Below are 23094 nucleotides of genomic sequence, written 5' to 3'. Positions count from 1 at the left end.
CAGTGTCACAGGATGCGTTCCCACGCGAAATGAACGTGGGGACGATCAACCAGGTCAGGTGCTCGGTGAGTTATTCGAGGTGTTCGAGTTTCACCGGATCTCCCGGTTTCACATCCAGTTGGTGGCGTACGTCTTCAAACATCAGGTCGTACTGCTTGTGCATGGTGCCGTTCAACACTGCAATCTTCGGCATGCCGTACTTCTGCGTAATATTCATCGCCTGCCGGGCAAAGTCGAAGGCCTGGTCCTTGGGCAGGAAGAATTCCTCCTTGAGGTCCTTGCCTTGCACCGAACCATGCATCTTGAACAACATCCCCTTGCCTTCCTTGGGGTCCTGGCTGACTTCATAGTCGATGCGCAGGTTGTAGCTGTAGTCGTCCTTGTTCAGCGCGTGGCGTTCGATATGCAAGTGACCGGGTTCAAACGTGGCCATGAGGCGTCTCTCCTTTACAAGGCATTGGAGAAGGGCGGGTTTGAAACCCGCCCTAGGTGCATTTATAAGTAAGTGATGCCAGGTTTTGCCGTGCTGATACGGGTGCCGGCGGTGCCCTGGACGATGGATTCGATGTCCGAGAGTGAGCCGATCACTGCGGTTTTGCCAGTGTTGCGGGCGAACTCGCAGGCAGCCTGAACCTTGGGGCCCATGGAGCCGGAGGCGAAGCCGAGTTTTTCCAATTCGTCGGGATGGACCTGACCAATGGCTTTCTGAGTCGGTTTGCCGAAGTCGATAAATGTTGCACTGACGTCGGTGGCGATCACCAGCAAGTCGGCGTTCAGTTGCTCGGCCAGCAAGGAGGAACACAGGTCCTTGTCGATCACCGCTTCCACACCCTTGAGCTTGCCGTCTTCGTCGTACATGGTCGGAATCCCGCCACCGCCAGCGCAAATCACGATGCTGCCTTTTTCCAGCAGCCACTTAATCGGACGGATCTCAAAGATACGCTTTGGTTTTGGACTGGCCACCACACGGCGGAACTTGTCGCCATCTGGAGCAATAGCCCAGCCCTTTTCAGCTGCGAGTTTTTCCGCTTCGGCCTTGGAATAGACCGGGCCGATAGGCTTGGTAGGGTTCTGGAACGCAGGGTCTTTGGGATCGACTTCGACCTGGGTGAGCAGGGTGGCGAAGGGTATGTCGGCGTGCAGCAAGTTGCCCAGTTCCTGTTCGATCATGTAACCGATCATGCCTTCAGTTTCGGCACCAAGCACATCCAGCGGGTAAGGGCTGACGGAGGTATAGGCTGCCGCTTGCAGCGACAACAGGCCGACTTGTGGGCCATTGCCGTGGGCCACCACCAGTTCGTTGCCCGGCGCGATGCGGGCGATCTGTTCGGTGGCGATGCGGATATTGGCGCGTTGATTGTCTGCTGTCATGGGTTCGCCACGACGCAGGAGGGCGTTACCGCCCAGTGCAACGACGATGCGCATAGAGGCTGTCCTTCTAAAATTCAGTGGGGTATTTGATCGTTCCCACGCTCTGCGTAGGAGTGCATCCTGTGCCGCTCCGCGTCACCATCGCGCAAGGCTTGAGCCCGGCGTGGTCAGTTGGACGCGGAGTGTGCGGAGCGGTATTCCCACGCTCTGCGTGGGAACGATCAGTCAGTAAGAGCCGTATCGGGGTTTAGATATCCGCCAACGCGGACACCAGAATCGCCTTGATGGTATGCATGCGGTTTTCCGCTTGCTCAAAGGCGATGTTGGCGGGCGACTCAAACACTTCTTCGGTCACTTCCACGCCACCGGCCAGGTTCGGATAACGGGCGGCGATGTCCTTGCCTACCTTGGTTTCGTTGTTGTGGAAGGCTGGCAGGCAGTGCATGAACTTCACGCGTGGGTTGCCCGAGGCTTTCATCATCTTGGCGTTGACCTGGTACGGCAGCAGTTGCTCGATGCGCTCGTCCCACGCTTCCACTGGTTCGCCCATGGACACCCAGATATCGGTGTGGATGAAGTCCACGCCTTTGACGGCTTCGACAGGGTCTTCAGTGATGGTGATGCGGGCGCCGCTTTCTTCAGCGAACGCTTTGCACTGGTCGATAAACTCTTGGGTCGGCCACAGCGCTTTTGGCGCGCCGATGCGCACGTCCATGCCCAGTTTGGCGCCGATCATCAGCAACGAGTTGCCCATGTTGTAGCGTGCGTCGCCCAGGTAGGCGTAGCTGATTTCATGCAGCGGCTTGTCGCTGTGCTCGCGCATGGTCAGGGTGTCGGCGATCATTTGCGTAGGGTGGAATTCAGCGGTCAGGCCGTTGAACACCGGTACGCCAGCGAACTTGGCCAGCTCTTCGACGATTTCCTGCTCAAAGCCACGGTACTCGATGGCGTCGAACATGCGGCCGAGTACGCGGGCGGTGTCTTTCATGCTTTCTTTGTGGCCGATCTGCGACGACATCGGGTCGATGTAGGTGACGTGAGCACCCTGGTCGTGGGCTGCAACTTCGAAGGCGCAGCGGGTGCGAGTCGAGGTTTTTTCGAAGATCAGTGCGATGTTTTTGCCTTGCAGGTGTGGACGCTCAGTGCCGGTGTACTTGGCGCGTTTGAGGTCACGGGACAGGTCTAGCAGGTAGTTCAGCTCGCGAGTGGTGTGGTGCATCAGCGAGAGCAGGCTGCGGTTGCGCATGTTAAAAGCCATGGTGGATCTCCTTCGGTTTAGGTTATCCCCTTGGCCGGCGCCTTGTGAGCGGCGGCCAAGGCCTGAAAGTTAGTAGTCGAGAGGGTCACGAATGATCGGGCAGGTCATGCAGTGGCCGCCGCCGCGACCCCGGCCCAGTTCGCCGGCGCTGATGGTGATGACTTCCACGCCAGCCTTGCGCAGCAGGGTGTTGGTGTAGGTGTTGCGGTCGTAACCGATCACCACGCCTGCCTCCAGGGCGACCACGTTGTTGCCGTCATCCCACTGCTCACGTTCGGCTGCGAAGCTGTTGCCGCCAGTCTCGACGACGCGCAGGGTTTTCAGGTTCAGCGCGTCGGCCACGGTGTCTAGGAAGCTTGCGTCTTCACGGCGAATGTCGATGCCACCTTGCTTGCTTTCATCAGGGCGCAGGGTGAAGGCGACGATCTGGCTGACCACTTCAGGGAAGATGGTGACCAAGTCGCGGTCGCAGAAGCTGAACACGGTGTCCAAGTGCATGGCGGCGCGAGATTTTGGCAGACCGGCGACAATCACGCGTTCCACTACATTGTTCTTGAACAGGTTCAGCGCCAGTTGGCCGATGGCCTGGCGGGACGTACGTTCGCCCATGCCGATCAGCACCACACCGTTGCCGATTGGCATCACGTCGCCGCCTTCAAGCGTTGCGTTGCCGTGTTCCAGGTCCGGGTCGCCGTACCAGATCTGGAAGTCGGCGTTGGTGAACTCAGGGTGGAATTTGTAGATAGCGCTGGTCAGCAAGGTTTCTTGGCGTCGCGCCGGCCAGTACATTGGGTTGAGCGTCACGCCGCCGTAGATCCAGCAGGTATTGTCGCGAGTGAACTGGGTGTTTGGCAGCGGCGGCAGGATGAAGCTCGAGTGGCCGAGGAAGTTGCGGAACATCTCGATGGTTTTGCCACCGAAAGTGTCGGGCAGATCATCGGCCGATACGCCACCGATGAGGAACTCGGCGATCTTGCGCGGCTCCAGGCTACGCAGCCACGAACTGACTTCATTAACCAGGCCGACGCCGACCATATCGGAGGTGACCTTGCGTTCCAGAATCCAGTCCAGGGCTTCGGGAATGGCGACGATGTCGGTCAGCATGTTGTGCATTTCCAGCACATGTACATCCCGTTCGCGCATCTTGTTGACGAAATCGAAATGGTCACGCTTGGCCTGGGCAACCCAGAGCACGTCATCGAACAACAGATCATCGCAGTTATTTGGGGTTAGCCGCTGGTGGGCCAAACCTGGGGAACACACCATGACTTTGCGCAGTTTGCCGGCTTCGGAATGTACGCCGAACTTAACTTTTTCAGTGGTCATTACAGATCCTCCAGTAAAAGAAATCTAACTTGGGTTACAGAGTCAGGAAGCCGTCGTAGAGCCCATAAGCTGCCACCAGGGCGCCGATGACTACTATGACGAAAATCAACTTTTCAATATTGGTGAAAACTTGTTTGCCCAGTTCACGCTTGGCCTTGGCAAACAGGATCGCGCCAGGGGCGTAGAGCAGGGCGGACAGCAGCAGGTACTTGGTGCCGCCGGCGTACAGCAGCCAGACCGCGTAGATCAGTGCGACAGCGCCGATAAACAGGTCTTTCTTGCGTTGGGCCAAGGCGTTCTCGTAGGTCTCGCCGCGCACCGCCAGCAGCAGCGCATAGGCCGCCGACCACAGGTAAGGCACCAGGATCATCGAGGTGGCGAGGTAGATCAGCGACAGGTAAGTGCTGGCGGAGAACAGCGTGATTATCAGGAAAATCTGCACCATGGCGTTGGTCAGCCAAAGGGCGTTGACCGGCACATGGTTGGCGTTTTCCTTACGCAGGAACTCCGGCATGGTGTGGTCCTTGGCGGCGGCGAACATGATCTCCGCGCACAGCAGTACCCACGACAGCAACGCTCCCAACAGAGAGATGATCAAGCCGACGCTGATCAGAATCGCACCCCAATGCCCGACCACGTGCTCCAGCACGGCAGCCATCGATGGGTTTTGCAGCTTGGCCAGTTCCGGTTGGGTCATGATCCCCAGAGACAGCACGTTCACCAGCATCAGGAACAGCAGCACGGTGATAAAGCCGATTACAGTAGCCTTGCCCACATCGGAGCGTTTCTCGGCACGGGACGAGAAGATGCTCGCGCCTTCGATGCCGATAAATACCCAGACGGTGACCAGCATCATGTTGCGCACTTGGTTCATCACACTGCCCAAGTCCGGGTTCTTGATGCCCCATATGTCGGCGGTGAAGATGTCCAGTTTGAAGGCAAATATCGCGATCAGTACGAACAGTACCAGCGGCACGATCTTGGCAACGGTGGTCACCAGGTTGATGAACGCCGCTTCTTTGATGCCACGCAGTACCAGGAAATGTACGGCCCACAGCAGCACCGAAGCACCGATCACCGCCGCCGGGGTATTGCCTTCACCGAAGATGGGAAAGAAGTAACCGAGGGTGCTGAACAGCAGTACGAAGTAGCCGACGTTACCCAGCCAGGCGCTGATCCAGTAACCCCAGGCGGACGAGAAACCCAGGTAGTCGCCAAAACCAGCCTTGGCGTAGGCGTAGACGCCGCCGTCCAAGTCCGGCTTGCGATTGGCCAACGTTTGAAAAACGAAGGCCAAGGTAAGCATTCCGATGGCGGTAATAAGCCAGCCAATCAATACTGCGCCAACATCGGCACTGGCGGCCATATTTTGCGGTAGTGAGAAGATCCCGCCACCAATCATTGAACCCACGACAAGAGCAACCAGTGCACCTAATCGTAGTTTTCCGGGAGATTCAGACATTGCATAACTCCAATGCAGGAGAAGAGAGACCACAGAATAAGTCCGTGCGCTAGGCAAGCAGCTGACTCAGATCACTTAATTGACACATTCCATTGTGAATTAATGACTTATGATGAAAAATAGTACGGGCGCTAGAGTGTCTCGGGGAGGTGTTCTTCAGAGCCTTTCTCCGCTGCAAGGAGCGGATTACCAAGGGTGTGGAGGTTTGAAACTAGCCCTTTTTTCAAGATGTGCAAACTATTTCAGTAAGGTTTGCCAAATAGCCTTCAGTCGAAAAAGTTCAACCTTTATTGAAAATCTAAATTTGCCTAAACACTATTTATTGACATGCATTTAAGTTATTAAGCGTTCGGCTTTATTAGCTATATCTAATAAACGTTGATCTCGCTCAATAAATTTACTGAGTGCACAGTTGTTGGCTCAATCATTACTTTTTTCTCAGGAGCATCCATGTCGCAACCGGCACAAAAACTACGACTAGGCGCATTGATCGCTCTAGTGGTGGGTTCGATGATCGGCGGCGGGATTTTCTCCTTGCCGCAGAACATGGCGGCGCGGGCGGAAGTCGGTGCGGTACTGATCGGCTGGGCAATCACCGCCGTGGGCATGTTGACCCTGGCCTTTGTCTTCCAGACCCTCGCCAACCGTCAGCCCCATCTGGATTCCGGGGTCTATGCCTACGCCAAGGCCGGCTTTGGCGATTACATAGGTTTCTCGTCTGCCTGGGGTTACTGGATCAGTGCGTGGATGGGCAACGTTGGTTACTTCGTGCTGCTGTTCAGCACCCTGGGCTACTTTTTTCCGGTGTTCGGCCAGGGCAATACGCCAGTGGCCATCGGCTGCGCCTCGCTGTTGCTGTGGGCCGTGCATTTCCTGGTACTGCGTGGCATTAAGGAAGCCGCGTTCATCAACCTGGTGACCACCGTGGCGAAGATCGTGCCGCTGCTGATGTTTATCGTCATCGCCGCCGTGGGGTTCAAGGCCGAGATCTTCACCCGCGACATCTGGGGCCTGAGCAACCCGAGTCTTGGCAGTGTCGTCGACCAAGTGCGCAACATGATGCTGGTCACCGTGTTTGTGTTTATCGGTATCGAGGGCGCCAGTGTCTACTCGGCGCGGGCCGAGAAACGCTCGGACGTCGGTCGGGCCACGGTGATCGGATTTTTCGGGGTGTTGGTGCTGCTGGTGCTGGTCAACCTGTTGTCCCTGGGGATCATGAACCAGCCGGAGCTGGCCAGTTTGCAGAACCCGTCCCTGGCCGGTGTGCTGGAGCATATCGTCGGCCCGTGGGGTGCGCTGTTGATCAGCATCGGCCTGGCGGTTTCCCTGCTTGGAGCGTTGCTTTCCTGGGCCTTGCTCTGCGCGGAAATCCTCTATGCCACCGCCCATGACAAGACGATGCCGGCGTTCCTGAAAAAGGAAAACGCCAACCATGTGCCGGTCAATGCACTGTGGCTGACTAACTTGATGATCCAGATATTCCTGGTGATCACCCTGTTTTCCGAAAGCACCTACACCACCCTGATTTACCTGGCTTCGTCGATGATCCTGGTACCGTATTTGTGGTCGGCAGCCTATTCGGTGCTGCTCAGTACTCGTGGCGAAACCTACGAAGGTGCCCAGGGCGAGCGAGTCAAGGACCTGCTGATCGGCATGATCGCCTTGGGCTATGCGGTGTGGCTGCTCTACGCCGGCGGCTTGAAGTACTTGCTGTTGTCGGCGCTGCTGTATGCGCCGGGGGTGATTTTGTTCGCCCAGGCCAAGCGAGAGCAGGGTGAGCCCTTGTTTACCCATGTGGAAAAAGGCATTTTCGTCTGTGTGATTGCCGGGGCGAGCCTGGCCGCGTATGGGCTGTACAGCGGGGTGTTGTCGTTGTGAAGGTGCAAGTTGGCATATCGGCCGACGTACGCCTGATGCGATAGCGATCTGAAGATCACCACTGAGGCCGATGTGCCCCCAATTCCCCAGCCGGCAAATCCCACTGCAACGGTGTCCCATTGATATTCACCGGCGCCAGTAACCGATGGGCGGGGCCCCAGGCTGTTTGTTCCACCACCAAGCCCTGGTCTGCCGGTTCTTCGGGTCTCAGCGGTGGTTGCTCAGAGACTTGTCCCGCGTCCACCAACAGCTTCGCCGTGCGCGCCAGTGACAATCGCGCCGAACCGCTACGCCCTGATTTCAAGCGCTCGGCCAGCGCCTGTATCGCCGCGGCCGCCATCAAATAACCGGTGGCATGGTCCAGCGCCTGCAAGGGCAGCGGCACCGGTTTGTCCGTCTGTTGCCACTGCATCCCAGCCTCGGCGATGCCGCTGCTCATCTGCACCAGGCTGTCAAAGCCCCGGCGATTGCGCCACGGGCCGGTCCAGCCGTAGGCGTTAAGGCTGACGTCGATCAGGCCGGGGGCGATTCGTTGCAGCTCGACACAGGTGTAACCCAATTGTTCCAGAGCATCGGCACGGTATCCATGCACCAGAATGTCGGCCTGCTTGAGCAAGTCTTCAAAAACAGCACGGTCGTCGCTTTGCTTCAGGTTCAGGCGAGCGCAGCGCTTGCCCAGGGTCATTTCCGGTACCACCCCCGGCTCATTCCAGTCGGGCGAGTCGATGCGCAGCACGTCGGCACCCAGGCCTGCGAGAAAGCGACTGGCAGTGGGGCCGGCCAGCACACGGGTCAGGTCCAGGACCTTGATCCCCGTCAGTGGCCGTGCCACGGAGCCGAGCCAGGTTTCTTCGCTGACGCGATCAAAGACCTGGCGCCGGATCAACGGTTCCTGATTGACCGCCAGGCCCTGGGGGTGAGCCTGCCAGGCCTGCGAGGAGCGCATCTGCGCCGCGCAGCCACCAGCATCGACAATCGCTTGTTCCAGTTCGGCAGCGTTCCATTGCACAACCTTGAGCGCCATCGCCGCACGATCCGTCACTTGCCCCAGCACCCGTTCGGCCGCAGCACGATGGTGCGGCGCGTTGGTGTGCAGGCGAATCCAGCCATCGGCGCTGGCGTAGTCGCCGGCAATCGGGTCCCACAGCGGTGGCACTTTCCAACCGTCGGGGCGCAGGGAGCTGGAAAACCAGAATGAAGTGAGGCGCCGGTCCACTGAGACCGTGGGCAAGCGACCGGTTTGTTGCAGCAGAAGCTGGGCAATGGCCTGGCCCGTTGCGCCCACACATGCGCTGGCAAGTTGGGTGACGGCAAAGGTCGAGGGCAGGGCGCCGGCCTCGGTGAAGGTCAGCGGGGTGAGTGGCAGATCGAGTGCGGCTTGGATGGATGTGAGCAGATCAGTCATCAAAGGCCCTCCTTATGCGAAGGGCCATCATAGAAGACTCCTAGGGCTGTACGGCAACCCCCGGCACCAGCGGTAAATCCAGGTTGGCGATAAAACCGCCCTCGGGATGATTGGCCAGGATCAGGTTGCCACCGTGGCGTTCGGCAGCGCGGCGGGCGATGGCAAGTCCCAGGCCGTGGCCCTGGGCGGTTTGCCCCGGCGCACGATAGAACGGTTCGCCCAACTGGCTCAGGTATTTGGCCTCAACCCCCGGCCCATGGTCGCGCACGCTGATCACAATGCGCTCGCCCTGGCGTTGGGCCTGCATTTCAATCGGCCGGCCGGCCGGGTTGAAGCGCTGGGCATTGCGCAGCAGGTTGTCCAGCGCCCGTTCGATCATGGTTGGCCAGCCCTTGAGTTGCAGGTTTGCTTCAACGTCGAGCTGTATCTGCTGATCGGGAGCTCCCAGTTGGGCGTCTTTTTGCAGGGTCTTGAGCAGCAGGTTGAGGTCGATGTCTTCTGCGCTGGCGTTGTCGGCATCGACCCGGGCCAGTACCAGGATCTCGCTGATCAAGGCTTCGAGACGGTCGCACTCGCGGGTCAGTCGCGGCCAGAGTTTCTCCCGCGCTTCGGGAGTGGCCCGCTCGGCCAAGGCCAGGGCGATACGCAGGCGCGCCAGGGGTGAACGAAGTTCATGGGACACGTCCCGAAGCAACTGGCGTTGGCTGCCGATCAGGCTTTGCAGGCGGGCGCCCATGCGGTTGAAATCGGTGGCTAGAACACCGAATTCATCTCGACGGTTAGCCAATTTCGCCAGGCTGTTTTGCTGGTAGGTGGCCTGGCCCAAGTCGTGGACCGCACCTCGCAGACGGCTCAGCGGGCGGGTGATGGACAGCGTCACCAGCAGGCTGAATAGGGTCAACACCACCAAGGCAATCGCTAGTGCGCTCAGGGGCCAGAGCAGGCTGCTGCGGTGCCAGGCGTCGAGTTCCGGGTTGGGGATGCGGTAGATCAGCAGGTAGGTGTCGCCGGTTTTCGCACTGGTGTACTCCGCCGTCAGGCGGCGCCAGGGCAGGTGACCGTCCTGTCTGTCACTCTGTCGTGCTTCAAAGGCGGCGGCCCGGCGTGGGAAGGTGCCGCGTACCACCGGTTCGCCGCTCTCGTTAAGCACTTGCACGTCAATGTGGTACTGGCGCTTGCGCTGTTGCAGCATGTTCTGGGCGGCGTTCTCGCCCTGGGATTCGTAGAGCTGGGTCCACTCTTCGGCCAGATTATTGAGGCCGGGGTGACGGCTGAGAATCCAGGCGTCCTGGTTGAGCATGTGCCCAAGCAGGATCGACAACCCGGCAACCAGGGCGATGGCCAGCCAGAAGCTGGCAAGGATGCGCCAGAACAATGAACGCACAGGGAACCCTCAAACAGGAAAAGCCCAGCGGCACGGGCCACTGAGCTGGGAGGTGGAGCTAACGCATTATTGCGCTTTTTGCGGTTGTTGTGCTTTCCAGGCCTGGAATTCCTTCCACTCGGCGCGGCGCTCGGTTTGCTTCTTGACGATCTCGTCGAATTTCTTCTGTTGATCGGGTTTGAGCACGGCGCGGATGTCGGTCTGGGTTTTCTGCTTGGCGGCAGCCATTTCGTCTTTCATGGCTTTCTGGTCAGCGGCCGGGAGTTTGTCCAGGTACTTCTTGACCAGTTGCTGGCGACCTTCACGCTGTTCGCCCATCAATTTGCCGATCTGCTGGCGCTGTTCACGGCTCAGGTCCAACTGGCTGAAGGGACCGCCTTTGCCGCGCATGCGGTGTTCGCCGCCGTGGCCCGGGCCGCCCATCATGTGGCCTTCAGGACCACCCATCGAGCGTGGACCTTCTGGCATGGCTGCCAGGGCAACGGTAGGCAGGGCTGCAGCGAACATCAGAGCGATAAGGGTCTTGCGCATGGTGTTTCTCCTTGTCTCGATTCCGGTGAGTCCGGATGTGAGTAGATTAAGGAGATCAAGGTCAGCGGCGGTCAGGGGAGGGTAAAGCTTGAGTAAAGACGATTTTGGTGGAAGCTGACAAAACTCTGCGCAGAGGCTGCCACAGGCTCAGAGGCTGTAGTAGTACCCGCGGCTGCGCAGCGCCACGATCCGTGGCCGGCCGTCAGGGTGCGGGCCGATCTTCTTGCGCAGGTTGCTGACGTGCATGTCCAGGCTGCGGTCGTACAGGGTCAGCTTGCGACCCAGGGCGATTTGCGCCAGTTCCTGCTTGTCCAGGGGGGCGCCGGGCTGGCGCATCAAGGCTTCCAGCAGGCGGCTTTCGGAGACGGTGAGGGTGAATTCCTGTTCGTCGATGGTGACCACACCACGCACCGGGCTGAAACACAGGTCGCCCAATTCCAGCTGCGTCGACACGGCTGTCGGGTGGCTGCGGCGCAACACGGCGCGCAGGCGCGCGGTCAGCTCGCGCGGGTCGCAGGGCTTGGCCAGGTAATCATCGGCGCCCAGTTCCAGGCCGAGAATCCGGTCCAGGGGTTCGCCACGGGCCGACAGCATCAGAACCGGCAGCTCCGGGTGGTCACTGCGCAATTGCTTGAGCAATTCCAGGCCACTGCCGTCTGGCAGCATCACATCGAGCACTACAGCAGCGGGAGCTGCTTCGGCCAAGGCCTTGCGTGCGCTCAAGCCGTCATGGCAGGCGCGCACCTGGAAACCTTCCTGGCTCAACCAACTGGTCAGCAGCTCACAGAGCTCCTGGTCATCATCTATCAGTAACAGCTCGCTCATGACTCACTCAATTTAGCCATTGTCGACGACGCCGATGCCCGCCACTGGCGAAGATACCGCACAGCAGGGCGATCAGCGCTACTCCTGCACCTGTAACGAACCATTGCTGCTGCTCGGTGAGCCAGCGCGGCAGAGCGCCGGTCTGTGCTTCCTTGAGCTGTTGGGCCAGGCGCTGGTTGTCCTGGCGCAGCCGACTCAACTGGGCACTTTCCCGTGCCGCGTCGGTGCCTTTCAATTCAGTGCCTTGCAATTGCTTGCTTAGTTCTGCACGCAGACGTTCGCTTTCTTTCAAGCGTTGCTGCAACTCGGTGATCTGGCTGCCGGCACTCAAGGACAGGGGCGTAGAACTGCCGGTGTTCGAGGTTTCTTCAGCGTGGGCCGTAGCCCCGATCATTAACACTGCCAACAGACACAACTGACGTAAGCGCATCGGAACTCCTGATTCCACACGAATATTCAGAACGTTGTCGGCAGGTTACCGAGAATAATGAGCGATTAGGAGTGCGCCGAACCCAATAGGTTCAGCGCAACGCAATCAAGGCAGGACTTGCTTGAACGGTTTGACCACTACATTGGCATACACGCCCGCCGCCACATACGGGTCAGCCTCGGCCCAGGCTTGTGCATCTGCCTGGGATGGGAACTCGGCCACGATCAGGCTGCCGCTGAATCCGGCATCTCCCGGATCATTGCTGTCGACGGCCGGATGAGGACCGGCAAGCACCACGCGCCCTTCGGCTTGCAGCTGCTTGAGGCGCTCGACGTGGGCTGGGCGAGTGGCCAGGCGTTTCTCCAGCGAGTTGGCAACGTCGGTGGCAATAATGGCGTAGAGCATGTCAGTCCTCGGTTTTTGGCGTGGTAGGGTCGGTGTCATGCAGGTGACGGGACAGGTAGATGCCTTGGGCGACCAGGAACAGCACGGTCATGCCCAGGCTGCCGAATACCTTGAAGTCGACCCAGTAGTTCTGGAAGGTAAAGGCGACAAACAGGTTGGCCGCACCGCAGAACAGGAAAAAGACGACCCAGGCGATGTTCAGGCGGACCCAGATAGGCTCTGGCAAGCTCAGCGCGTGGCCCATGATCCGCTTGATCAGCAGGCGATCGCCTATGAAGTGGCTGCCAATAAAGGCCAGGGCGAACAGCCAGTTGACCACCGGGGCTTTCCACTTAAGGAAGGTTTCGCTGTGGAAGGCCAGGGTCAGGCTGCCGAAGACCAGGCAGGCGATCAGGGTCAGCCACTGGCTTTTTTCCAGCTTGCGCTGAGAGATGAAGATCGCACCGTAGACCACCAGGGAACTGATGATCAGCATCGCCGTGGCGCTGTAGATGCCACCAAACGACAGCTCATGGCCGCCGATATCGATGGCCCGAGGGTCGAGTTTGTAAACGATGAAAAACAGCAACAGCGGGATGAAGTCGATGAATTGTTTCACAGTAAGAGCCAGAAGCTGGATGTGGCGGCATAATAACAAACATCCTTGGTAGCGAAAGCGCCAGCTGACTTGAGGTTACACACTCCCGTGAATGTTGATTTGCACTGCCACAGCACGGCTTCCGACGGCGCCCTGGCCCCCGCGGTACTGGTTGCACGTGCATTTGAAAAAGGCGTGCGAGTCTTGTCATTGACCGACCACGACACCCTCGAAGGCCTGGAAGAGGCCCGTACAGCGGCAAATGCCCTGGGGATGCAGCTGGTCAACGGTGTTGAATTGTCCTGCACCTGGGGCGGCGCAACCATTCATGTATTGGGCTACGGTTTTGACGTAAATGCGCCGCCTTTGGTGGAGGCCATCGCCAAACTGCACGATGGCCGCTGGCTGCGGTCCGAAGAAATAAGCCGCAAACTGGCCCTCAAGGGTATGCCCAACGGCCTCGAAGGCGCCCGCGCCATCCAGCAGGAACTGGGCGACAGTGGCAACGCCCCGGCCCGTCCGCACTTTGCCGACTGGATGGTACGTGAAGGTTTTGTAAAGGATCGCGCCGAGGCGTTTCGCAAATGGCTGGGCGCGGGCAAACTGGGGGACGTCAAGCAACACTGGCCGACCCTCGAAGACACCGTCGCCACCCTGCGTGCCGCCGGAGCCTGGGTCAGCCTGGCACATCCCTGGCATTACGATTTCACCCGCAGCAAGCGCCGCAAGCTGATTGGCGACTATATTCAAGCGGGCGGCCACGCCATTGAAGTGGTCAACGGGCATCAACCTGCCGAACAGGTCGGCAGCCTGGCGATTCTTGCCCGCGAATTTGGTCTGCTGGTCAGCGCCGGCAGTGATTTCCATGGCCCTGGCGGCTGGTCCGAGATTGGCGAATACCGCCCACTCCCGGAAGATTTGCCGCCCCTTTGGTGTCGCTTCAAACATGACCCCATTATTGCCACCGTCTGAACAGGTAGAGAACGTGAGTCAATTTTTCCAGATTCATCCGGAAAACCCGCAAGCGCGCCTGATCAAACAGGCCGTGGAGATCATCCGTGCCGGTGGTGTGGTGATCTACCCCACCGACTCGTCCTACGCCATCGGCTGCCAGATCGGCGATAAAAGCGCGGTTGAGCGAGTAAGACGCTTGCGTGACCTGGACAAAAACCACAATTTTGCGCTGATTTGCAGTGACTTGTCGCAGTTGGGGCTGTTCGCCAAGGTCGACACCGGCACCTTCCGCCTGCTCAAGGCCCACACGCCGGGCCCTTACACGTTTATTCTTAACGCCACGCGGGAAGTGCCGCGCCTGTTGCTGCATCCCAAGAAGCGCACCATCGGCCTAAGGGTGCCGGAACATCCGATTGCCCTGGCGCTGCTGGCGGAGTTGGGCGAGCCGCTGATGAGCGTGTCGCTGATCCTGCCCGGCGAAACCGAGCCGTTGTACGACCCCTACGAAATGCGCCGGTTGTTGGAAAAGCACGTCGACCTGATCATCGACGGCGGCTATGGCGGCAACAAGGCGTCTACCGTGATCAACCTGGCCGATGGCGAGCCTGAAGTGGTCCGCGTCGGTTGTGGCGATCCAACGCCGTTCATGGTTGAGGCCTGAATGCCGGCTGTGGAAGCCGTCGACAGCCAGGCCGGAGCCCAGCAGGAGCTGCCATTCGCCATGGTCTACGGCCAGGCGGTCATGGAAATGCCGCTGGACCTGTACATCCCGCCGGACGCCCTGGAAGTCTTCCTTGAAGCCTTTGAAGGCCCGCTGGACTTGCTGCTGTACTTGATCCGCAAGCAGAACATCAACATCCTCGACATCCCGGTGGCGGAAATTACCCGCCAGTACATGGGCTATGTCGAGTTGATGCAGACGGTACGCCTGGAATTAGCCGCCGAGTACCTGGTGATGGCGGCCATGCTGGCGGAGATCAAGTCGCGCATGTTGCTGCCTCGTTCGGAAACCATCGAGGCGGAAGAAGATGACCCCCGCGCCGAACTGATCCGTCGTCTGCAGGAATACGAGCGCTTCAAGGCCGCCGCCGAAGGCATCGACGGCTTGAGCCGCGTTGGCCGCGACGTGGTGGTGCCCAAACTTGATGCCCCAGAGGCCCGTGCGCGCAAGCTGTTGCCGGACGTGAGCCTGGAAGAATTGCTGATGTCCATGGCCGAGGTGCTGCGCCGGGGCGACATGTTTGAAAGCCACCAGGTCAGCCGCGAAGCCTTATCCACCCGCGAGCGCATGAGTGATGTGCTGGAGCGTCTCAAGGGCGGCGGTTTTGTACCGTTTGTCGAGCTGTTTACCAAGGAAGAGGGGCGCCTGGGAGTGGTAGTGACCTTTATGGCGATCCTCGAACTGGTCAAGGAATCCTTGGTTGAGCTGGTCCAGAATGAGCCTTTTACGGCTATCCACGTGCGGGCGCGAGCCGAATAAAGAGCTGAATCGATGAATCTGACAGAACCCCGCGAACTGGCCCCGCTGCTGGAAGCCTTTCTCTTGGCCTCGGGCAAGCCGCAATCGCTGGAGCGCTTGTTCGAACTGTTTGAAGAGGCCGAGCGTCCGGAACCGCCGGTGTTCAAGAAGGCCCTGGAAATCTTGCGCAAGTCCTGCGACGGAAGGGCCTTTGAGTTGCGGGAAGTGGCGTCGGGTTATCGCCTGCAAATTCGCGAGAAATTTTCGCCGTGGGTTGGCCGCCTGTGGGAAGAACGCCCGCAGCGCTATTCACGGGCGATGCTGGAGACCATGGCGCTGATTGCTTACCGCCAGCCGATCACCCGGGGCGAGATCGAAGATGTGCGTGGCGTGGCGGTCAACAGCCATATTGTCAAGACGTTGCTGGAGCGCGAGTGGATCAGGGTCGTCGGCTACCGCGATGTGCCCGGTAAGCCGGCGATGTTTGCCACCACCAAAGTGTTTCTTGATCACTTCAACCTGAAAAATCTCGACGATTTGCCGCCGTTGGCCGAACTGCGGGAGCTGGAACCTGATCCAGTGCTGGACTTTGACGATGCCCCAGTCCCGGCTGCATTGCAGGAATTGGCCGACGCCAGCGCCGAGCCGGAGGAGGCGAAGGACGAAACCAGTTTCCATACGTTGTTGCTGGAACTGGACGACATGGAGCAGGGGATCAAGACTGACTTCGATGATTTGTTGCGTGATGGCGTGGTGAGTGACGGTGAGCCTGGGCCTGAGCTGCAACTGAACGTTGAGGTTGAGCCGCCCGTCGACGTTGAAGCCGAGCCCGAGCCCGAAGAAGACATCCTCGGCGTCGCCCAAGCCCGTGCAAAACTCCTGGCTGCTGTTGCCGCCCTCGAACAACCGCCGCTGAGCGACGAAGAAGACGAAGCCCGGGCCCTGGCCGAAGCCATCGAAAACGAGCGACGCGAATTCGAAGACTGACGCAGAACAAAATGTGGGAGCGGGCTTGCTCGCGAATGCAGTGTGTCAGTCGCCGGATGCATGGCTGACCCGCCGCATTCGCGAGCAAGCCCGCTCCCACACTTGAATCGTCGCCTACAGGAGAACTCATATGAGCTCCACCAAAGACCCCTGCATCAGCATCTGCAAGTTCAGCGACGATATCTGCGTCGGCTGTGGCCGCAGCAAACGCGAGATCCGCACCTGGAAGAAACTCGACAAGGTCGACAAGCGCACGGTGTTGGCCGAAGCCCAGCTGCGCCTGATCGCCCTGGACGCCACCGGTCGGCGGAAAAGCAAATGACAGCGTCCTTATCGGCTAGTCTCTGATGCGCAACGTGCGCCTTACGCGTATGATTCGCGACCCTTTGGCGATGCGTTCGCCAGAAGCCCAGCTTTTACTATCTTCAGGCCAAGCCTGAATCGACACACCGGGAGGTGCTTAAGATGAGTGACCAAGACCAGAAAGACAGCCAGGAAATCGGCCCCGCAGGCGAAAAGCTGCAGAAAGTCCTCGCCCGTATCGGCGTCGGCTCACGCCGCGACGTTGAAGCCTGGATCACCCAGAAGCGGATCAAGGTCAATGGCGTTGACGCCACCCTCGGTCAGCGGGTCGACCTGCACGACGCCATCAGCATCGATGGGAAGGTCATCAAGCGTGAAGAGGCCGCCGAATCGGTGCGCCGCGTCATCATGTACAACAAGCCCGATGGCGAAATCTGCACCCGTGACGACCCGGAAGGCCGCCCAACCGTATTCGACAAGATGCCGCGCCCTAAAGAAGGTCGCTGGATCAACATCGGCCGTCTCGACATCAACACCACGGGTCTGTTGATGTTCACCACTGACGGTGAACTGGCCAACCGCCTGATGCACCCGTCCTACGAAATGGACCGTGAATACGCGGTACGTGTTCGTGGCGAAGTCGATGACGACATGATCGCGCGCCTGAAAGCTGGCGTGGTGCTGGAAGATGGCCCGGCCAAGTTCACCGACATCAAGCAGGCTCCAGGCGGCGAAGGTTTCAACCATTGGTACCACTGCGTGGTGATGGAAGGTCGTAACCGTGAAGTACGTCGTCTGTGGGAATCCCAGGGCCTGGTGGTCAGCCGCCTGAAGCGCGTGCGTTTCGGTCCGGTGTTCCTCAACTCCGACCTGCCGATGGGCCGCTGGCGCGAAATGAGCCAGTACGAAGTCGACATCCTCAGTGCCGAAGTGGGCCTGACGCCTGTGTCCATGCCGCAGATGAACGCCAAGAGCAAAGATAAGCTTGAGCGCATGCAGCGCAAGTCGTCGCGTCCTGTGGCGCGTACCGAGCGCGTTGCCCCTCGTGCCTTGCGCCCGGCATTGGATGCACCGGCGACTGGCGGTCGTATCTCCCGTGAGCCGCACATTGAAGGCGAGCGTCGTCCTTCGGCTCCTGCTCGTCAGGACGGCGAACGTGCTCCACGCCCGTCGCGTCCGGCCGGCCGTGGTGAGGCGCCAACGGGCGGTCGCGGCAATCGTGGCGAGCCTGGTCGTGGTGCGCCTGCGGCGGATCGTTCGTCCGACAGCGCCAGCACCAAGCGGCCAGCCAAGCCCGCGCCGAAAAAGCGTCCGGGGCTGAAGTTGGTGGATGATGCGCCATCGGGCAAGCGTCGTGGTGCACCGGCCGGTTCCGGCCAACGTCCAGGTTTTGGTCGCAAGAAGCCTTAAGGGCAGCTGCAAGCGTTAAGCTTCAAGCTGTAAGAAAAAAGCGCCAACTCTTGAGTTGGCGCTTTTTTTTGCTTGAGGCTGGTCCTAAAACACAAAGGCCCCGTCAAACACCGGCTTGTCATCCAGCGCCAACACGCCACTGGCAAAGATTAAATCCAAGTGATGGCTGCCTTTCTGGCCGCCGCCCAGACCCAAATGCAGCCCGCAGTGGCGCTCCTCAAAGCCAGCATTACGCGCATACAGATCCTTGACCCCTTCATTTGTACCAATACCCAGCTCCTCCACCCGACGGTTGGAAGGGTTGGCATTCAGGTATTTGTTGAAATCATCCGCCAGCCCCGGCACATCAGTGGCGACGGTGCAGATGGTCGAGTTCTCAATCCACAATTCTAGCGGTGATTGCAGCACGCCGTATTTGCGGGCGAAGGGAATGGTGCTGAGGAAGGTGCCAACAAACTTGACTTGGCCGTTGATGGCTTCGCTGTGGGTCGCGATCTCACCGGGGGCCAGGTCGTGGTTGCCGACGCCGTTGATATTGGTCCACTTCTTGATGCTGCTCATGGGCGCCTCAAGGCGCGAGCCATGTTCGTCGGTAAAGCTCAACACGCTGGCCTGGGACATGCGCCGGATGAGTGTGGCGTTGAGGTCGGCAATGCGCTGTGGGGCGACGCTGAAGGTGTCGTAGAAATAGTCGCCATAGTCCTTGAGCAGCAGGGACTTTTTCCAGTGCTCGGCCATCACGTCTTGCAGGGCACGAATAAAGTCTGGACCTTCGGCGCGCGGGTTGGGCAAGGTCGAGGAATCGTAGAGAAACATGTACAGGTCGCAGTCTTCGATGGACTTGGCCAGAGCTTCATTGGGCGCAAGCTCCAGGCGCTGCAGCTGGAAGTTGAATCGGGCGGCACTGCCTTGGGTGATCGCTTGAGTGATGGCTTCATAGCGCTCGGTGTAGCCCACGAGCACGGTGGGGTGGTGAACGCCGGTCAGGGCCGGGTGATGGGCGAGGTAGTAGAGAAAATGTTCAACGGCGCGGGCCTTGTCCATGACGTCCTTCCTTCAAAGCCTTCGGTAGGAGTGGCAGATGTGGCGCACCGCATCTGCCCGGATGGCTGATCAGGTCAGAAAGGCCACATCGCCGTGCCAAATGGCACAACGGCATCGGCTTGCATCATTTCAACGGCGGCCTCATGGGTCGGCGCTTCAAACCAATCGTCGAGTTGCAGTTCGGTTTCCAGGTCGGTTTCCAGTGCTTGCATGGTGAATCTCCTAGAGGACGTTGTTTGAGGGCGGACATGCCAACGGGCTTCGTTGAGCAAGTGGAAAGAACCTAGGCGAGAGCGTTTCATAATGCAAAAAATATATTGACACGGTTCCATTTGGATAAATTTTTCTGTTTTTTCGTGCTTGTTTTTATCAATTGAAAACAGTGGTCTAGCTGGGAGTTGTCAGCAGGAAAGATCCTTCGCCAATTTCCTGTTGTCGCACGAATTTGCCTCAGCGAGTGCTGAACAGACACCTGCAGATAACTGGTCGGTGAAACTCGGAGTTCGGTCCGAGTGGGTTTTGCGGTGTACAATGCGCGGATTTTTTACTGTGTTGGGGTTTGATCGGCGCTTCCCGATTACGTTACCGGGGTAGCAACGTGCAACGAACATCATCAAACACTGGCGTGAGGCCTTTTTCATGAGTGAACCCAACTCGCATTCAGGTGAACTGAAGCGCGGCCTGAAAAATCGTCATATTCAACTGATCGCCCTCGGTGGCGCGATTGGTACGGGTCTGTTCCTGGGGTCGGCCGGCGTGCTGAAGTCCGCCGGGCCGTCGATGATCCTCGGCTACGCCATCTGCGGCTTTATCGCCTTCATGATCATGCGCCAGCTCGGCGAAATGATCGTCGAAGAGCCGGTAGCCGGTTCCTTCAGTCACTTTGCCCACAAGTATTGGGGCGGATTCGCCGGCTTCCTGTCGGGCTGGAACTGCTGGATTCTCTACATCCTGGTGGGCATGTCGGAGCTTACGGCTGTCGGCAAATACGTGCATTACTGGTGGCCAGATGTCCCGACCTGGGCCTCGGCGGCCGTATTTTTCGTGATGATCAACGCGATCAACCTGGCCAACGTCAAAGTCTTTGGCGAGGCAGAATTCTGGTTTGCAATCATCAAGGTGATCGCCATCATCGGCATGATAGCCCTGGGCAGCTACCTGCTGGTCAGCGGCAATGGCGGGCCACAAGCCTCGGTGACCAACCTGTGGGAACACGGCGGCTTCTTTCCCCACGGCGTCGGTGGTTTGGTGATGGCCATGGCGATCATCATGTTTTCCTTCGGCGGCCTGGAAATGCTCGGCTTCACCGCTGCTGAAGCGGACCAGCCACGAACCGTGATTCCCAAGGCCATCAACCAGGTGATCTACCGGATTCTGATTTTCTACATCGGCGCCCTCGTCGTGCTGTTGTCACTTACGCCGTGGGACAGCTTGCTGGTGACCCTCAACGCCTCCGGCGATGCCTATAGCAGCAGCCCGTTCGTCCAAGTGTTCTCGATGCTGGGCAGCAACACCGCCGCGCACATCCTCAACTTCGTCGTGCTGACGGCAGCGCTGTCGGTGTACAACAGCGGCACCTACTGTAATAGCCGTATGCTGCTGGGCATGGCCGAGCAGGGCGACGCGCCCAGGGTTCTGGCGAAGATCGACAAGCGCGGCGTGCCGGTGCGTTCGATCCTGGCGTCGGCGGCGATTACGTTTGTCGCGGTGCTGATGAACTACCTGATCCCGCAACATGCGCTGGAACTGTTGATGTCGTTGGTGGTTGCGACGCTGGTGATCAACTGGGCGATGATCAGTTTTTCGCATTTCAAGTTTCGCCAGCATATGAATCGGACGGGGCAGGTGCCGTTATTCAAGGCGCTCTGGTATCCGTATGGCAACTACATCTGCTTGGCGTTTGTGGTGTTTATCCTGGGCATCATGCTGCTGATTCCAGGGATTCAGGTGTCGGTGTATGCGATTCCGATTTGGGTGGCGTTTATGTGGGTTTGCTACGGGGTCAAGAATAAGCGCAGGGCTCGGTAAGATTGAGGGCCGAGGTTGAGTAAGCGGCGTTGGGGGGTATGTACACCCTCTACCCAGTCTCTGATCGGCATCGTCCACTTCTTGCTGATGTTGTTCAATGCAAGATAAAAGAGCTTCATAACTGCGTCGTCAGTCGGGAACTGATGCTTGGAGATCAGCGGTGGCTCGAACATGCCCTGACGGGCGCGGGGAATTTCCAGCGGTGAACCGCGAACTGCTTTCCAATATCAGCAATCCTAGAGGGCAAGTGCAGTCGATTCGATGACGGCCTTGGTAGGATGGCCCTACCAATATTCAATAATATGCATCCGACATCGCTCACAGAGGGCTTTGGTTGCGACAGATCTGGAATGGTTTTGTGTTTATCAAGTAGCTCTCCGCAGACAGGTTATCTCAAGGATGGTACCTAGACAGGTGCGGAAATGAACTCAGCATCATTTCCGCTGGCTCTGTCGTTCGCCGAAGAAACTATTCTGAATAATTGAAAACCCTGACTCAATTTAGGACGTTTCCTACATCAATTCTTTTGCCGCTTTGTTAGCGTGCTCGGAAATTTAAGCTTGTTCAGGCTAGGTATGGCTTGGGCAGCGCGTTTTTCCTCCTCTCTCAGCTTAAGGATAAGCGTATGTTCGCGCCGGCTAATGCTGCGCACTTCGCGCTACTGATCCCTACTGTTCGCAACGACTTCAAGGTACTGGCCTTTCACGGCACTGAAGCTATCAGCAGCTTGTACGCGATCCAGGTTGAACTCGTCAGCGAGTCCCCTGATTTCGATCTGGAAAGCCTGCTCAGTCAGCCGGCTTTTCTCCAGTTTGGCCTGAATGACGAAGGTATTCATGGGCGCATCGAAGATGTGTACGTGGGTGAGGCCGGTAAGCGCCTAACCCGTTATCACCTGACCTTGGTGCCCGCTCTGCACTATTTGCAGTTCAGCCACAACCAGCGAATTTTCCAGCACCTGACAGTGCCACAAATCATCGCCCAGGTACTCAACGGCCACGGTATTCAGGGGGATGCGTATACCTTGAATGTCAGCACCAGCCCTGAGCGCGAATACTGCACTCAGTACGGGGAAAGCGATTTCGAACTGATACAGAGGTTATGCAGCGAGGACGGGATTTCGTGGCACCACCAACACAATCAGGATGGCCATCAGTTGGTGTTCGCGGCTGATCAGACCTGTTTTCCCATGCTGGGCGACACACCGTATCAGCAAGGCTCCGGCCTGACAGCGGATCATCCTGTCGTCAGCCAGTTCTCCATGCGGTTCAGCACCCGCACCAGCACAATCACGCGCCGGGGCTATGATTTGAAGCGCCCAAGCCTGTTGCTGGAAAGCCAATTCACTGCCGAGTTCAGTCCTGCGCTTGAAGACTACCGCTACCCGGTGCTGATCAAAAATGAAAAGGTCGGCAAACAGCTTGCCCGGCAGGCCCTGGAGCGGCACCGTACCGACTACCAGTTGGCCGAGGGTAAAAGCGACCAGCCGATCCTGCGCAGCGGCCACTTTTTCAACCTGACCGAACATCCGCGTCAGCAATGCAACTCGTTGTGGCTGTTGCTCAGTGTGGCGCACTCAGGCAAGCAACCTCAGTCACTGGAGGAAGCAATAACCAGCGACGTTAAACCTGAAGACGGCTTCACTCAAGGTTACCGCAATACCTTCAGCGCGATCCCCTGGGACGTGTTCTACCGTCCACCGCTGGTCACGCGTAAATCGGTATTGGTCAGTCAGACTGCCCGTGTCACCGGGCCTGTGGGCGAAGAAATATTCTGTGATGAACATGGGCGGGTTAAGGTCGAGTTCCATTGGGACCGCGCCGAACTGGGCAGTGACAAGAGCAGTTGCTGGCTACGGGTGTCATCCAACTGGGCGGGGGACGGTTTCGGTGCAGTGACCATTCCGCGCATCGGCATGGAAGTAGTGGTGACTGAACGAGCCCCATGAAAGACAGGACACCGTTTCCCCCTTACGATAAGGGATAGGCAAACGGTTATGTTTATGACTAATAGCAACGATAAGAGTGGTGAGCTTTTGGGTCAGGAGCGGCGGCGCC

22 protein-coding genes and 1 pseudogene are annotated in these 23094 nt (G+C 58.6%); 9 read left to right on the top strand and 14 right to left on the bottom strand.

The genetic code is table 11. The annotated features are described in order from the left end of the window. Positions 1–70: 70 nt before the first annotated feature. The 5 genes from FQ182_RS12320 to arcD (FQ182_RS12300) all read right to left on the bottom strand — a co-directional run bounded on the left by FQ182_RS12320 (position 71) and on the right by arcD (FQ182_RS12300) (position 5417). Positions 71–433: a DUF5064 family protein gene (locus FQ182_RS12320; protein ID WP_149411993.1), complete on the bottom strand. Its 363-nt coding sequence runs from the start codon at positions 431–433 to the stop codon at positions 71–73. Positions 434–495: 62 nt separating this feature from the next. Then, on the bottom strand, positions 496–1425 hold the full coding sequence (gene arcC, locus FQ182_RS12315; RefSeq protein WP_149411994.1) for a carbamate kinase: 930 nt from the start codon (positions 1423–1425) through the stop codon (positions 496–498). Positions 1426–1618: 193 nt separating this feature from the next. Further along, positions 1619–2629, bottom strand: a complete 1011-nt coding sequence (locus tag FQ182_RS12310) for an ornithine carbamoyltransferase (protein WP_149411995.1) — start codon at positions 2627–2629, stop codon at positions 1619–1621. A 69-nt stretch (positions 2630–2698) separates the two neighbouring features. Beyond that, a complete protein-coding gene (gene arcA / locus FQ182_RS12305) occupies positions 2699–3955 on the bottom strand; it encodes an arginine deiminase (protein ID WP_149411996.1) in 1257 nt (418 codons plus the stop codon). A 34-nt stretch (positions 3956–3989) separates the two neighbouring features. Next, positions 3990–5417, bottom strand: a complete 1428-nt coding sequence (gene arcD, locus FQ182_RS12300; RefSeq protein ID WP_133099546.1) for an arginine-ornithine antiporter — start codon at positions 5415–5417, stop codon at positions 3990–3992. 450 nt (positions 5418–5867) lie between these two features. Here arcD (FQ182_RS12300) and arcD (FQ182_RS12295) point away from each other — a divergent pair, with 450 nt between their 5' ends. Further along, entirely contained in the window at positions 5868–7295 is a 1428-nt protein-coding gene (gene arcD, locus FQ182_RS12295; protein WP_149411997.1) for an arginine-ornithine antiporter, read from the top strand. Between the two features lie 55 nt (positions 7296–7350). Here arcD (FQ182_RS12295) and FQ182_RS12290 read toward each other — a convergent pair whose 3' ends face one another. The 7 genes from FQ182_RS12290 to FQ182_RS12260 form a co-directional block, all read right to left on the bottom strand. Then, on the bottom strand, positions 7351–8700 hold the full coding sequence (locus FQ182_RS12290; protein ID WP_149411998.1) for a CoA transferase: 1350 nt from the start codon (positions 8698–8700) through the stop codon (positions 7351–7353). Between the two features lie 40 nt (positions 8701–8740). Then, positions 8741–10084 carry a cell wall metabolism sensor histidine kinase WalK gene (locus FQ182_RS12285; RefSeq protein ID WP_149411999.1) on the bottom strand — a complete coding sequence of 448 codons (1344 nt, stop codon included), beginning with the start codon at positions 10082–10084 and terminating at the stop codon, positions 8741–8743. A 66-nt stretch (positions 10085–10150) separates the two neighbouring features. After that, a complete protein-coding gene (locus tag FQ182_RS12280; RefSeq protein WP_149412000.1) occupies positions 10151–10615 on the bottom strand; it encodes an LTXXQ domain protein in 465 nt (154 codons plus the stop codon). A gap of 147 nt (positions 10616–10762) precedes the next feature. Next, the gene (locus FQ182_RS12275; RefSeq protein ID WP_149412001.1) at positions 10763–11440 is read right to left on the bottom strand and encodes a response regulator transcription factor; all 678 of its coding nucleotides are present in this window, start codon (positions 11438–11440) and stop codon (positions 10763–10765) included. A 7-nt stretch (positions 11441–11447) separates the two neighbouring features. After that, on the bottom strand, positions 11448–11870 hold the full coding sequence (locus tag FQ182_RS12270; protein ID WP_149412002.1) for a translation initiation factor 2: 423 nt from the start codon (positions 11868–11870) through the stop codon (positions 11448–11450). 105 nt (positions 11871–11975) lie between these two features. Then, positions 11976–12275 (bottom strand): YciI family protein, encoded by a 300-nt coding sequence (locus tag FQ182_RS12265; RefSeq protein ID WP_133099539.1) that lies wholly within the window; start codon positions 12273–12275, stop codon positions 11976–11978. A 1-nt stretch (position 12276) separates the two neighbouring features. Then, positions 12277–12873 (bottom strand): septation protein A, encoded by a 597-nt coding sequence (locus FQ182_RS12260; protein ID WP_149412003.1) that lies wholly within the window; start codon positions 12871–12873, stop codon positions 12277–12279. Between the two features lie 87 nt (positions 12874–12960). On the opposite strand from FQ182_RS12260, the gene FQ182_RS12255 reads away from it, so the two are divergent. From FQ182_RS12255 to rluB, 6 genes are all read left to right on the top strand, one after another. Next, positions 12961–13824: a PHP domain-containing protein gene (locus FQ182_RS12255; protein WP_149412004.1), complete on the top strand. Its 864-nt coding sequence runs from the start codon at positions 12961–12963 to the stop codon at positions 13822–13824. A 13-nt stretch (positions 13825–13837) separates the two neighbouring features. Then, positions 13838–14467 carry an L-threonylcarbamoyladenylate synthase gene (locus tag FQ182_RS12250; protein ID WP_053257721.1) on the top strand — a complete coding sequence of 210 codons (630 nt, stop codon included), beginning with the start codon at positions 13838–13840 and terminating at the stop codon, positions 14465–14467. A gap of 120 nt (positions 14468–14587) precedes the next feature. Next, entirely contained in the window at positions 14588–15286 is a 699-nt protein-coding gene (locus FQ182_RS12245) for a ScpA family protein (RefSeq protein WP_178114447.1), read from the top strand. A 12-nt stretch (positions 15287–15298) separates the two neighbouring features. Further along, the gene (scpB, locus tag FQ182_RS12240) at positions 15299–16252 is read left to right on the top strand and encodes an SMC-Scp complex subunit ScpB (protein WP_149412006.1); all 954 of its coding nucleotides are present in this window, start codon (positions 15299–15301) and stop codon (positions 16250–16252) included. A 130-nt stretch (positions 16253–16382) separates the two neighbouring features. Then, positions 16383–16574, top strand: coding sequence for a DUF1289 domain-containing protein (locus FQ182_RS12235; RefSeq protein ID WP_149412007.1), 192 nt, complete (start codon positions 16383–16385; stop codon positions 16572–16574). A 143-nt stretch (positions 16575–16717) separates the two neighbouring features. Continuing rightward, complete coding sequence (gene rluB, locus FQ182_RS12230) at positions 16718–17965, top strand: 23S rRNA pseudouridine(2605) synthase RluB (RefSeq protein ID WP_149412008.1); 1248 nt, start codon at positions 16718–16720, stop codon at positions 17963–17965. A gap of 84 nt (positions 17966–18049) precedes the next feature. Here rluB and FQ182_RS12225 read toward each other — a convergent pair whose 3' ends face one another. Together FQ182_RS12225 and FQ182_RS29730 are read right to left on the bottom strand one after the other, a co-directional pair. Next, on the bottom strand, positions 18050–19009 hold the full coding sequence (locus tag FQ182_RS12225) for a leucyl aminopeptidase (RefSeq protein WP_149412009.1): 960 nt from the start codon (positions 19007–19009) through the stop codon (positions 18050–18052). Between the two features lie 74 nt (positions 19010–19083). Further along, on the bottom strand, positions 19084–19221 hold the full coding sequence (locus tag FQ182_RS29730) for a hypothetical protein (protein ID WP_178114440.1): 138 nt from the start codon (positions 19219–19221) through the stop codon (positions 19084–19086). A gap of 427 nt (positions 19222–19648) precedes the next feature. On the opposite strand from FQ182_RS29730, the gene FQ182_RS12220 reads away from it, so the two are divergent. Together FQ182_RS12220 and tssI are read left to right on the top strand one after the other, a co-directional pair. After that, positions 19649–21037, top strand: coding sequence for an amino acid permease (locus tag FQ182_RS12220; RefSeq protein ID WP_149412010.1), 1389 nt, complete (start codon positions 19649–19651; stop codon positions 21035–21037). A 625-nt stretch (positions 21038–21662) separates the two neighbouring features. Continuing rightward, positions 21663–22970 (top strand): annotated as a pseudogene (gene tssI, locus FQ182_RS12210) (type VI secretion system tip protein TssI/VgrG); the annotation flags it as partial. Positions 22971–23094: the final 124 nt, after the last annotated feature.

The sequence above is a fragment of the Pseudomonas sp. ANT_H4 genome, assembly GCF_008369295.1.
In the GTDB taxonomy this organism is placed as follows: Bacteria; Pseudomonadota; Gammaproteobacteria; order Pseudomonadales; family Pseudomonadaceae; genus Aquipseudomonas.
Note: the sequence above shows the minus strand (reverse complement) of the source record. Positions and strands in the feature narration are given on the sequence as shown.